The organism is Micromonospora sp. NBC_00860 (assembly GCF_045207375.1).
In the GTDB taxonomy this organism is placed as follows: Bacteria; Actinomycetota; Actinomycetes; order Mycobacteriales; family Micromonosporaceae; genus Micromonospora; species Micromonospora vinacea.
Map to the genome: position 1 here is coordinate 4536173 of NZ_CP108825.1, position 11976 is coordinate 4548148.

At 72.2% G+C, this 11976-nt stretch carries 12 protein-coding genes; all 12 read right to left on the minus strand.

Annotated elements, in window-relative coordinates; genetic code table 11:
* Positions 1–179 precede the first annotated feature (179 nt).
* Entirely contained in the window at positions 180–1109 is a 930-nt protein-coding gene (locus OH804_RS20735) for a bifunctional riboflavin kinase/FAD synthetase (protein ID WP_406058947.1), read from the minus strand.
* A gap of 76 nt (positions 1110–1185) precedes the next feature.
* Positions 1186–2070, minus strand: coding sequence for a tRNA pseudouridine(55) synthase TruB (gene truB / locus OH804_RS20740; protein WP_196921594.1), 885 nt, complete (start codon positions 2068–2070; stop codon positions 1186–1188).
* 104 nt (positions 2071–2174) lie between these two features.
* On the minus strand, positions 2175–3497 hold the full coding sequence (locus OH804_RS20745) for an MATE family efflux transporter (protein ID WP_406058949.1): 1323 nt from the start codon (positions 3495–3497) through the stop codon (positions 2175–2177).
* 466 nt (positions 3498–3963) lie between these two features.
* Positions 3964–4173 (minus strand): DUF6186 family protein, encoded by a 210-nt coding sequence (locus tag OH804_RS20750; RefSeq protein WP_030489477.1) that lies wholly within the window; start codon positions 4171–4173, stop codon positions 3964–3966.
* A complete protein-coding gene (locus OH804_RS20755; RefSeq protein ID WP_196921592.1) occupies positions 4173–4580 on the minus strand; it encodes a hypothetical protein in 408 nt (135 codons plus the stop codon). Before OH804_RS20755 ends, OH804_RS20750 begins: the two co-directional genes overlap by 1 nt.
* Before the next feature lie 106 nt (positions 4581–4686).
* Positions 4687–5736: a bifunctional oligoribonuclease/PAP phosphatase NrnA gene (locus OH804_RS20760; protein ID WP_406058951.1), complete on the minus strand. Its 1050-nt coding sequence runs from the start codon at positions 5734–5736 to the stop codon at positions 4687–4689.
* A complete protein-coding gene (rbfA, locus tag OH804_RS20765) occupies positions 5733–6233 on the minus strand; it encodes a 30S ribosome-binding factor RbfA (protein ID WP_196921590.1) in 501 nt (166 codons plus the stop codon). Before rbfA ends, OH804_RS20760 begins: the two co-directional genes overlap by 4 nt.
* Positions 6234–6359: 126 nt before the next feature.
* On the minus strand, positions 6360–6656 hold the full coding sequence (locus OH804_RS20770) for a DUF503 domain-containing protein (protein ID WP_091400377.1): 297 nt from the start codon (positions 6654–6656) through the stop codon (positions 6360–6362).
* A 90-nt stretch (positions 6657–6746) separates the two neighbouring features.
* Positions 6747–9764, minus strand: a complete 3018-nt coding sequence (gene infB, locus OH804_RS20775; protein ID WP_196921589.1) for a translation initiation factor IF-2 — start codon at positions 9762–9764, stop codon at positions 6747–6749.
* A gap of 93 nt (positions 9765–9857) precedes the next feature.
* Positions 9858–10190, minus strand: a complete 333-nt coding sequence (locus tag OH804_RS20780; protein ID WP_081884157.1) for a YlxR family protein — start codon at positions 10188–10190, stop codon at positions 9858–9860.
* Positions 10191–10206: 16 nt separating this feature from the next.
* On the minus strand, positions 10207–11250 hold the full coding sequence (gene nusA, locus OH804_RS20785) for a transcription termination factor NusA (protein ID WP_196921588.1): 1044 nt from the start codon (positions 11248–11250) through the stop codon (positions 10207–10209).
* Positions 11247–11936, minus strand: coding sequence for a ribosome maturation factor RimP (gene rimP / locus OH804_RS20790; protein ID WP_196921587.1), 690 nt, complete (start codon positions 11934–11936; stop codon positions 11247–11249). The genes nusA and rimP overlap by 4 nt, the downstream gene beginning before the upstream one ends.
* Positions 11937–11976: the final 40 nt, after the last annotated feature.

Genomic DNA, 11976 nt, shown 5'->3' on the forward strand with positions numbered 1-11976 from the left:
TTGATCAAGTGGGTGTCCGTCGTCCCGGTGGACCGGGAACGGACCGGTTCCTCGCACCCGCGGCGTCGAGCAGGCACGCGAGGCCCCACGCCGGTCACCCGACGTCCCGGCAAGACTACCAGCACTCGCCGGTAACACCCGGCGAAGGGCCTCGGTGGCGGCCCGTCACCCCACCACGATCAGGCCAGTACGCGCCGGGTGCGCTCGACGTCCTGATTCATCTGGGCGATCAACGGCTCGATCGAGTCGTACCGGATCTGACCACGCAGGTGCGCCACGAAGTCCAAGGCCAGCCGCTCGCCGTACAGGTCGCCGGAGAAGTCCAGCGCGTACGCCTCCACCCGCCGTTCCCGGCCGGAGAAGGTCGGGTTGGTGCCCACGGAGACCGCCGCCAGCAGCGGCTCGTGCTGGCCTCGGCGGATCAGCCGGGCCGCGTACACGCCGTCGGCGGGCACCGCCGCGTACCTGTGGCAGAGCAGGTTGGCGGTGGGGAAGCCCAGCTCCCGGCCGCGCTGGTCGCCACGGACCACGACGCCCTCCACCCGGTGCGGGCGGCCCAGCGCGGCGGCCGCCGCGCCCACGTCGCCCGCGTCGACGCAGGACCTGATGTACGTGGAGGAGAAGACGGTGCCGGCCTCGGCGACCAGCGGGGCGCCCTCCACGCCGAAGCCGAACGTCTGACCCAGCCGTTCCAGCAACTCCACGTCGCCGGCGGCCCGGTGCCCGAAGCGGAAGTTGCCGCCGACCACCACCAACGCCGCGTGCAGGTGCTCGACCAGGACGTCGTGCACGAACTGTTCGGCCGGCACCCGGGAGAACTCCGGGGTGAACGGCACCACGCAGAGCACGTCGACGCCGAGCGCCTCGATCAGCTCGGCCTTGCGGGCCGGCTCGGTGAGCACCGCCGGGTGCGAACCGGGGCGGACCACCTCGGCCGGGTGCGGGTCGAAGGTGACCACCACCGACTGCACGCCCAACTCGCGGGCCCGGGCCACTGCGTGCCCGATCGTCGCCTGGTGCCCCTTGTGTACGCCGTCGAAGACGCCGATGGTGACCACCGAGCGTCCCCACCCGCCGGGCGCCGCGTCGTAGCCCCGCCACCGCTGCATGCCGTTCCTCTCTGCTGTCCCGCCGGCCGGCGGGTCGACACCGCCGGCTGCGGGCCGACGGACCTGCGTCCCGCGGTCAGGCCGGGGCGAGCACGATCTCCGCGCGGGCCCGTCCGTCCCGCTCGCTGACGATAGCGATCAGGCCGCCGGCCGGCCCGAAGACGGCGTACGGCCCGGTGAGGCCGGCCGGGTCCAGCGGCCCCCCGTGGGCGAGCACCCGGGCCTCGTCGGGTGTCGCCTCCCGGCGCGCGAAGAACCGGTCGGCAGCCGCGTCCAGCGGCAGGTTCACCACGTCCGGCGCGCGCTGCTCCAACTCGTCGAGGGTCGCCGCCTCGGCGAGGGTGAAGCCACCCACAGCGGTGCGCCGCAGCGCCGTGAGGTGCCCGCCGACGCCGAGCGCCAGGCCGGCGTCCCGGGCGATGGCCCGGATGTACGTACCGGAGGAGCAGGTCACGTCCACGTCCACGTCCACCACGTCCGGCTCGGTGCGGCGGATCGCCAGCACCTCCAACCGGGAGATGGTGACCCGCCGGGCCGGCAGCTCGACGCTCTCCCCGTCGCGGACCCGCTTGTACGCCCGCTGCCCGTCGATCTTGATGGCGCTGACCGCGCTCGGCACCTGGTCGACCTCGCCGCTCAGCCCGGCCAGCGCCGCCCGGATCGCCTCGTCCGTCACCTGCCCGGCGGGCACTGTGGCGGTCACGTCGCCCTCGGCGTCGTCGGTGACGGTGGTCTGGCCGAGCCGGATGGTGCCGGCGTAGCTCTTGCCGGCACCGATCACGTAGGTCAGCAGCCGGGTGGCCCGGCCGACACCGATCACCAGCACGCCTGTCGCCATCGGGTCGAGGGTGCCGCCGTGCCCGACCCGTCGCGTCTTCGCCAGTCGGCGGATGCGTGCCACCACGTCGTGCGACGTCATGCCGCCGGGTTTGTCGACCACGATCAGACCATCGGTGCTCACGTCGGCCAAGCCTGCCAGATGGGCCGTACTCCGTAGTGCGTGGGCACGCCCGGCGTGACCCCAGCCTCCGCGCCGACCACCACGCGCTGCTGATGGCGAGCCGGTCAGCGGACCGCGCCGGTCACCGCCCAACGGCCGTTATGCAGTCGCAGCAGCAGGGCGACCAGCCGGATCACCACGAACACTGTGAGCCCGGCCCAGATCCCGCCCAGCCCGAGGTTGAGCGCGTACGCCAGCCAGATGGCCGGCAGGAAACCGCCGAGCGCCGCCACGATGGTGAGGTTGCGCAGGTAACGCACGTCGCCGGCGCCGATCAGCACGCCGTCGAGGGCGAACACCACCCCGGCCAGCGGCAGCATGACGACGAACCACGGCCAGGCCACCATGGCCTGCTCGCGTACCCCCTGATCGGAGCTGAACCACGACGGCACGACGCCGGCGCCGGCGGCGACGAGCAGCGCGAAGGCCACGCCGCAGACGCCGCCGAGCACGCCGATCCGGCGGGCGAGCGCCCGCGCCCCCGCGTCGTCGCCGGCCCCGAGCGCGGCGCCGACCAGGGACTGCGCGGCGATGGCGAGGGCGTCGAGCACCAGCGCGGTGAAGAACCAGAGTTGCAGGGCGATCTGGTGGGCGCCGACGGCGGCGGCGCCGAAACGGGCGGCGACGGCGGTCGCGGACAGGAAACTGGCCTGGAACGCCAGCCCACGGATCAGCAGGTCCCGGCTGAGCACGAGTTGCTGGCGGATCACGCGGGGTTGGGGTCGCAGTGACACGCGCTCGCCGACCAGGGCGGCGGCGAAGAGCACCCCGCAGAGCGTCTGCGCGACGACGTTCGCCACCGCCGAGCCGACCAGACCCAGCCCGCCGGGGTAGACCAGCAGCGGGCAGAGCAGCGCGGAGAGCAGGTTGGGGCCGAGCACGAAGAACAACGGGCGGCGAGTGTCCTGCACACCGCGCAGCCAGCCGTTGCCGGCGGCGGCCAGCAGCAGGCCAGGAGCGCCGAGGGCCGCGATCCGCAGCCACTGCGCGGCGGCGTCGGCCACCTCGCCACCACCCCCGGCGAGGGTACGCGCGAGCGCGCCGCCGCCGACCTGCATGCCGATCGCGATCAGCAGACCGACACCGAACGCCAACCAGGACGACTGGACGCCCTCGGCGACTGCGGCAGCGCGGTCACCGGCGCCGAAGCGGCGGGCCGCGCGGCCGGTGGTGCCGTAGGCGACCACGGTGCCCACCCAGGCGGTGAGCGTCATGACCGTGCCGCCGACGGCGAGCGCGGCGAGCGGCACCCGGCCGAGGTGACCGACCACCGCGGTGTCGACAAGCACGTAGAGCGGCTCGGCGGCGAGCACCACGAGGGCCGGCAGGGCGAGCGCGGCGATCCGCCGGGGCGAGGCGGGTCGGTGGGCGGTGGCGGCGTGGTTCATCGCCGCCGATCCTGGCACGGCTGCGGTAAGGATCGCAATCCAGGCGACTGCTTACGTCGCCAGCGAGCGCGGGCTCGGTCGCGGCCCGCGCGGTCCCTAACTCACTGGCGGGTGTCCATCGACGTCTGCAGCGCGCGGCGGGCCTGCTCGCGGGCGTCGTCGGTGGTGGTCTCGGGCTTGGGCTTGTTCGGCATGGTGGCGCTCCTCTTCCCAGGGCGTGAGCCGCCGACACGCGGCGGCCCTCACGGGCGGTCGTGCTGAGCGCCCCACGGCGGTCCGGGGTTACCGGAGCAGCCGACTGGGCAGCGTGAGCCCGGGTCGATCCGACCCTGGAGGGAGGCGGTACGGGGTGTGGCACCACCGCCCATGACCTGCACCGCCAGGCGGTACCGGCCTTCTCCCAAGTTATCGTTCAGGTCCACATACTGCTCACGGTTCCCGCCATCTGGACAGTCGACAACCCGGCTCAGCGAGCCAGGAAGTGCCAGCCCAACCACCACCAGAACCCGAACAGACCGATCCGGCCCACCGGCACCGAACCGACCTCGTAGCGCATCACGTAGGCGCAGACCTCGCCCAGCGTGGGGATCCGCGACCCCTCCCGCCGGGCCATCCACTCGACCACAGCGAAGAGGACCAGCGCGGTGAGGAAGCCGCCGATCGCGAGCGCTCGCATCATCGCCGCACCAGCCCCCAGAAGGCGGCCAACCAGGCGAACCAGACCGCCGACCGGGTCAGGTGATCCTCCAGGAGAGGGTCGGCCAGCCGGGAGAAGGTGGGGAAGTCATCGCCGGCGGCCAGCACGAAGGTCGCGCCCTCGAAGACCCCGAAGACCACCACCGGCACCGCCCACCAGGCCGCACCCGCGCCCAGCCGGCGCGGCGCCGGCCGACGGGGCACCCGGTTGCTCAGACCGAGCCAGATCAGCACCCCGCCGGTGCCGACGGTGAACAGATTCGCCTCAGTGGAGAAGGACGCGAACCGGCCACCGACGAGCGACAGGCAGACGAGGACGGGAACGGAGACGGCGGGCCGGTCCCAGGCGCGGGGGGCCTCCACGGTGAGGTCGTGCGGCTGCTCCATCCCGCAATTCTTCCCGGTCTCACGGAGCGCGGGAAGACCGACACTCCCCGGAGCTGACCCTGATCTTCGGGACCGCCCGATCGATGGCCGCCGATCAGGGCCGGCGTCAGCCGATCAGCGCCGCGTCCAGCTGACCGCGAATCGACTCGACCACCTGCTCGACGGTGCCCCGACCGGTGAACCCGGCCGCGAACGTGTGCCCACCACCGCCCAGCGCGACAGCCACCCGACTGACGTCCACCGCGCCCTTGCTGCGCATCGACACCGCCCACTCGGCCGGTTTGGTCTGCTTCACCACACAGCTCACATCCGCCTCGGCCGTGCAGCGCACCGAGTCGATCAGCGCCTCCAGCACGTACGGCCGCTGATCGTGCCGGGCCAGGTCGTCCAGCGTGGCGAAGGTCCAGACCAGCCCCCGACCCCCGGCCGCGGCCGGCTCCAGCCGAGCCCGGCCGAGCACCTCACCGAAGAGGCGGACCGCGCCGAACGGCCGGGTGTCGAAGACCCGCCGGGAGATGTCACCCGGCGAGATGCCGGTCGCCAGCAACCGGGCGGCCATCTGATGCACCGCCGGAGTGGTCGCCTCGAACCGGAATGAGCCGGTGTCAGTGGTCAGCGCCACGTAAAGGCACTCGGCGATGGCCTCATCCACCACCACCCCGAGCCGGGCCAGCAACTGTTCGGCCACGACCGACGTGGCCGCCGCCCCCGGGTCGACCAGGTTGACAGTGCCGAAACCGGGGTTGGAGGCGTGGTGGTCCAACACCAGCGCCGCACCCGCCGACGACAACCGCCCGGCCAGCTCGCCGAGGCGCGACTCGCTGGCCGCGTCGAAGCAGATCACCAGATCGGGCGCCGGGTCGGCGGCCTCCGCCGGGACCAGCAGGTCCAGCCCCGGCAGCCCACGGAACGGCTCCGGCACCTCCGGCGGCCCGGGAAAGGTCGCCTGCATCTCGCGTACGCCGAACTGCCGCAGGCCCAGACCGAAGCCGAGCATGCTGCCCAGCGCGTCGCCGTCCGGGTTGATGTGGCAGATCAGCAGAACCCGGCCGGTCGGCGGGAGAGCCCGCACCAACGCCTCGGCCGCAGCCCAGTCCGCCTCGGCGGGACCGAGCCCGGCAGCCCCGGCGAGCGAGGCGGTGGCGGTGTTGGTCACCGCGTTTCCCCACCCCGCGGGGTCTCCTTGACGTCGGAGGCCTCGTCGGCCTCGTCCGTCTCGTCGGCCTCATCGGTCTCGTCGTCCACCCGGTACGGCTGGGCCTCGCCCGCGTACTTCGCCTGGGCGGCGAGCCGCTGCACCTCGGCGTCGGCGTTCCGGGCGGCCGCGAGCAGGTCGTCGATGTGCTTGACCTGGTCCTGCACGTCGTCGAGGACGAACGTGAGGGTCGGCGAGTGGCGCAGCCCGAGCGCCTTGCCGACAGTGCTGCGCAGCAAACCCTTGGCGCTCTCCAGAGCCGCCGCGGTGTCCGCCTGGGCCACCGAGTCACCGAGCACCGTGTAGAAGACCGTCGCGTCGCGCAGGTCAGCGGTAATCCGGGCATCGGTGATGGTGATCATCCCGAGCCGCGGGTCCTTGATCTGGCTCCGCACCACCGACGCGACCAGCTCACGCACCCGTTCCGCGTGCCGGCGTACCTTGGCCGGATCAGACATCTCGCCACCTCCACGGCGTCCTGCTCCCGGTCGAGCCGGCGGCCCGAAGGCCGCCGGCCGACCGGCCAACATCTCGAACATTACCTTCGGGGCCGCTCCGGTCGCCCGGCACAGCCGGCACCATGGTCAGTCGTCGTCCACGCCGTAGAGCCGGCGTCGGACCGACAGCAACTCGACCTCGGGGCGATTGGCCACCAGGCGCTCACAGGAGTCGAGCACCTCGCGGACGTGCGCCGTCTCGGCGGCCACCACGGCCACCGCCAGCTGCGCTCGACCATGCAGGTCGAGCGCACCCACCTCGGCGGCCGACACCTCGAAGCGGCGCAGCGCCGCCACGATCGGCCGTACATATGATCTCTTGGCTTTGAGCGACCTGGAGTCGCCCGGCAGCAGCAGGTCGAAGACCGCGGTTCCGGTGAACATCGCCCCGGACGATACCGCCAACCCGCCCCGCATGATCAAGGGGTTTACGCCGAGTGGCGTAAACCCCTTGATCAGCGTGTCACTGCCGGATCAGGCGCGAACCTTCTCCCGCATCTCGAAGGTCTCGATGACGTCGCCGACCTGGACGTTGTTGTAACCACCCAGGGTCAGACCGCACTCGAAGCCCTCGCGGACCTCGGTGGCGTCGTCCTTGAACCGCTTGAGCGAGGTGATCGTGAGGTTGTCCGCCACGACCGTCCCGTCCCGAAGCAGGCGAGCCTTCGCGTTGCGCCGGATGACGCCCGACCGGACGATGCAACCGGAGATGTTGCCGATCTTGGACGAGCGGAAGACGTCGCGGATCTCCGCGCTGCCCAGCTCGGCCTCCTCGTACTCCGGCTTGAGCAGGCCCTTGAGCGCTGCCTCGATCTCCTCGATGGCCTGGTAGATGACGGTGTAGTACCGGATCTCCACACCCTCGCGGTCGGCCATCTCACGGACCTTGTTCGAGGCCCGCACGTTGAAGCCGATGATCGTGACCGGCTCCGACGAGGCACTCGCGAGCATGACGTTGCTCTCGGTGATCGCACCGACGCCCCGGTCGAGGACCTTGAGCTGGACCTCCTCGGGGATGTCGAGGTTGAACAGCGCGTCCTCCAGGGCCTCCACCGAACCGGAGACATCGCCCTTGAGGATGAGGTTGAGCGAGGTCTTCTCGCCCTCCTTGAGCTGCTCCATGAGCGTCTCGAGGGTGGCCCGACCACGGGAGTTGGCGAATGCCGCCGCCCGCCGCCGTGCCTGTCGCTGCTCGGCGATCTGCCGCACCGTGCGGTCGTCCGCCGCGGCGAGGAACGTGTCACCCGCACCGGGCGGCGCGGTCAGACCCAGAACCATGACCGGACGCGCCGGACCAGCCTCGGAGAGCTGGTTGCCGTTCTCGTCGAGCATGGCCCGGACCCGGCCGTGCGCCCCACCGGCGACGATCGAGTCGCCCGCCCGCAGGGTGCCCTTCTGCACCAGCACCGTCGCCACCGCACCGCGGCCCTTGTCCAGGTGCGCCTCGATGGCCACACCCTGCGCCGGCCCGTCGATCGGAGCGGTCAGCTCCAGCGACGCATCGGCGGTCAGCAGGACGGCCTCGAGCAACTCCTCGATGCCGATGCCGGGCTTGGCTGCCACGTTGACGAACATGGTCTCGCCGCCGTACTCCTCGGCGACCAGGCCGTACTCGGTCAGCTGCTGGCGGACCTTGTCCGGGTTGGCCTCCGGCTTGTCGACCTTGTTGACCGCGACCACGATCGGCACGTCGGCCGCCTTGGCGTGGTTCAACGCCTCGATGGTCTGCGGCATCACGCCGTCGTCGGCCGCGACGACCAGGATCACGATGTCAGTCACCTGGGCACCACGAGCACGCATGGCGGTGAACGCCTCGTGACCCGGGGTGTCGATGAAGGTCACCGCGCGGTCCACACCATCGTGCGGAACGTGCACCTGGTACGCACCGATGTGCTGGGTGATGCCACCCGCCTCACCAGCGACGACGTTCGCCTTACGGATGGCGTCGAGCAGCTTGGTCTTACCGTGGTCGACGTGACCCATGACGGTCACGACCGGCGCACGGCTGACCAGACGCTCCTCGGCCACCTCCGCGTCGAGGTCGATGTTGAACTGCGCAAGCAGCTCGCGGTCCTCGTCCTCCGGGCTGACGATCTGGATGTCGAAGCCCAGGTGCTCACCCAGCAGCTGCAGGGTGTCGTCAGAACAGGACTGGGTCGCGGTGACCATCTCGCCCAGGTTGAACATCTCCTGGACCAGCGAACCCGGGTTGGCGTTGATCTTGTCGGCGAAGTCCGACAGCGAGGCGCCACGGGAGAGCCGGACGACCTGACCCTGACCCCGGGGAGCACCCGAGCTCATGGTCGGAGCCGACAGGTTGTCGAACTCCTGTCTGCGCTGCTTCTTGGACTTGCGACCGCGCGTCGGCCGGCCACCCGGACGCCCGAAGGCACCCGCGGCACCGCCGCCACGGCCACGACCACCGGCACCCGGACGACCGCCACCGCCGGACGGAGCACCCGGACGGAAACCGCCACCGGGAGCACCGCCACCGCCGCCGGGACCGCCACGGTAGCCACCGCCACCGCCGGCACCCGCGCCGCCACCGGGGCCGCCGCGGTAACCGCCACCGCCACCGGCGCCACCGCCGGGACCGCCACGGAAACCGCCGCCACCGCCACCGGGGCGACCAGCGCCACCACCGGGACGACCAGCGCCACCGGGACCGGGGCGACCGGCAGCCGGACGCTGGCTCGGCATGGACGCCGGGCTGGGCCGCGGCGGCATGGAGTTCGGGCTCGGCCGCGGCGGCATGCCCGCCGGGCTGTTCGGACGAGGGCCACCCGCACCGGCGGCCGGGGGCCGCTGCTGCTGGCCACCCTGGATGCCGAACGGGTTGTTACCGGCACCGCGCGCCGGCGGACGACCGCCCGGCCGGGCACCCGGACCGGGAGCCGGCGTGCTCGGACGAGCTGCCGGCGAACCGGGACGGGGCGGCATCGCCGCAGGACCCGGCCGAGGGCCGGGGCGGTTGCCACCGTCTGCCGGAGGCTCCCGGCGAACGGGGTTGTCCCGCTGCTGCTGGCGGGCGGCCTGCGCGGCCTTGACCGCGGCCTCCTGCTCAGCCTTCAGCGCGGCGGCACGCGCCTCCGCGGCCGCCACCTCGATGTCGTGGGCACTCGCCGGCTTGGCGACCGGGGTCGCCGTCTGCGGCGCACCGGGAACCGGACCCTTGGGCTTCGGACCGGGTGCCGGCGCGGCCGGCCGCCGAGGCGGCATCGGCTTGGCCGAGACCCGGGGCGCGCCCGGGGTCGGGGTTGGCGTCGGGGTCGGGTTTGAAGCCGGCGTCGACGCGGGCGCCGACGGGGCGGCCGGAGCCGGGGCTCCGGCGGACGCGACGAATGCGTTCCGCAGCCGACGGGCGACGGGCGCCTCGACGGTGCTGGACGCGGACTTCACGAACTCGCCCATTTCCTTCAGCTTGGCGAGAACGGTCTTACTCTCGACCCCGAGCTCTTTTGCAAGCTCGTGTACGCGGGCCTTGCCTGCCACTGCACTCCTCACTCCGAGGTCGTGCGGGCAGCACCCGCAGCGACCTCACTCGTGCACTTGAAGCCTGGTCATTTCAGGGACTTCATCGTGTGCTCATGTCGGTCGTCCTACCCTGCTAGCGACCCTCGCCCGGTCGGGCTGACCGGACGTAGTGGTTGGCGCATCGACGTGCTCCGCCAGCACACCGTGGTCGAGGACCTCGGTGCTGCGCAGCGCACGCCCGAAGGCGCGGCGCCGCACCGCCAGCGCGAAGCAGGCCGGATCCGGGTGCATGTTCGCTCCCCGACCCGGCAGCCTGCGGAGCGGATCAGGCCGGAGGCTGTGACCAGCCTCGTCCCTGACCGCGACGATCCGCAGCAATTCGCTGGCCGGCGCACGTTGCCGGCAACCCACACAGGTGCGCTCCGGCTGCGCGCGTCGTACCACTGGAGGAAGTCTACCCCTAGCTGCCCGAGATCGCGCCGCCCGGCTCCCGCACGTGATCAGTTCCCCCACGCGCTGCCGGCGCCGTCTGCTCCGCATCGGACCGAATGTCGATTCGCCAACCGGTCAATCGGGCCGCGAGTCGGGCATTCTGCCCCTCCCGACCGATCGCGAGCGAGAGCTGAAAGTCGGGAACGGTCACCCGGGCGGCCCGACCGGCCAGGTCGACAACCTCGACCCGCAGCGCCTTGGCCGGCGACAGAGCGTTACCGACGAAGGTGGCCGGGTCGTCCGACCAGTCGATGATGTCGATCTTCTCACCGTGCAGCTCGCTCATCACGGCACGCACCCGCTGACCCATCGGGCCGATGCAGGCGCCCTTGGCGTTCACCCCGGGGGTGGTGGAGCGGACGGCGATCTTCGTGCGATGGCCCGCCTCACGGGCGATCGCGCCGATCTCCACGGTGCCGTCGGCGATCTCCGGCACCTCCAGCGCGAACAGCTTCTTGACCAGAGCCGGGTGCGACCGGGACAGGGTGATCTGCGGCCCGCGCATGCCCTTGGCCACGTGCACCACGACGCAGCGGACCCGCTCGCCGTGCGCGTACCGCTCACCGGGCACCTGCTCGGACTGCGGCAGCACGCCCTCCAGCTTGCCCAGGTCGACGCTGACGATGCCCTTCTCGGTACGCGTCTCGTGCGCCTGCACCACGCCGGTGACCAGGTCACCCTCGCGGCCGACGTACTCACCGAAGTGCACCTCGTCGGTGGCCTCCCGCAACCGCTGGAGGATCACCTGCTTGGCGGTCATGGCGGCGATCCGGCCGAAGTCGTGCGGGGTGTCGTCCCACTCCCGCACCAGGCTGCCGTCGGCGTCCATCTCCTGCGCGTACACCAGGGCGGCGCCCGACTTGCGGTCGATCTCCACCCGGGCGTGCGGTTCGGCACCGTCGGTGTGCCGGTAGGCGGTCAGCAACGCGGTCTCGATCGCCGCGAGAATCGTGTCGAACGGGATCTCCCGCTCGCGCTCGAGTGCGCGCAGCGCCGCGAGGTCGATGTTCACCTCTCCTCGTCCTCCACATCATCTTCGTCGTCGATGTCGTCTGAATCGTCGATCTCGTCGGAATCATCCGCGTCGTCGAACTCGTCGTCCGGCTCACCGAGCTCGGCGAGCCGGGTGAACTCGACCTGCACGCGGCCGGGGCCCAGCTGGGCGTACGCCCAGGCGGCGCGGCCGTCGTCGGTCTCCAGGTGCACGCCCTCGTCGTCGGCCGCGACCACCCGGCCGGTCAGCTGACGGTCACCGGCGGGCTGCTCGCCACGCTGGCCGGGCAGCGCGGCCGCGCCCCTGACGGTGACCTTGACCAGCCGGCCCACGTTGCGCCGCCAGTGGCGGGGAAGGGTGAGCGGCCGGTCGACGCCGGGCGAGCTGACCTCCAGTTGGTACTCGCCGGCGACGATGTCGCCACCGGTCTCCTCCGCGGCGTCCAGCGCGGCCGAGACCGCGCGGGAGACGTCCGCGACGGCGTCCAGGTCGATCCCGCCGTCGGTGTCCACCATCACCCGCACGACGTGCCGGCGGCCGGCCCGGGAAACCGACAGGTCCTCCAGGTCGTAGCCGGCGCCGTTGACCACCGGCTCGATCACGGCCCGCAGTCGGTCCCGCCGCGCGGCGAGGTCACCGCCGCGGGGACCCGCGGCACCGCGGGGTCGACCCGTCGGCCTGGTGGCACGGCCACGCTGCGTCATCTCCGCACCCTCTCCCTGGTCGACGGGGACCGTTCGTCCC

Coding starts and splice junctions, on each gene's coding strand:
- OH804_RS20735 (WP_406058947.1), bottom strand. CDS start 1,109: ATGCAGCGGTGGCGGGGCTACGACGCGGCGCCCGGCGGGTGGGGACGC.
- OH804_RS20745 (WP_406058949.1), bottom strand. CDS start 3,497: ATGAACCACGCCGCCACCGCCCACCGACCCGCCTCGCCCCGGCGGATC.
- OH804_RS20750 (WP_030489477.1), bottom strand. CDS start 4,173: ATGCGAGCGCTCGCGATCGGCGGCTTCCTCACCGCGCTGGTCCTCTTC.
- OH804_RS20755 (WP_196921592.1), bottom strand. CDS start 4,580: ATGGAGCAGCCGCACGACCTCACCGTGGAGGCCCCCCGCGCCTGGGAC.
- rbfA (WP_196921590.1), bottom strand. CDS start 6,233: ATGTCTGATCCGGCCAAGGTACGCCGGCACGCGGAACGGGTGCGTGAG.
- OH804_RS20770 (WP_091400377.1), bottom strand. CDS start 6,656: ATGTTCACCGGAACCGCGGTCTTCGACCTGCTGCTGCCGGGCGACTCC.
- rimP (WP_196921587.1), bottom strand. CDS start 11,936: ATGACGCAGCGTGGCCGTGCCACCAGGCCGACGGGTCGACCCCGCGGT.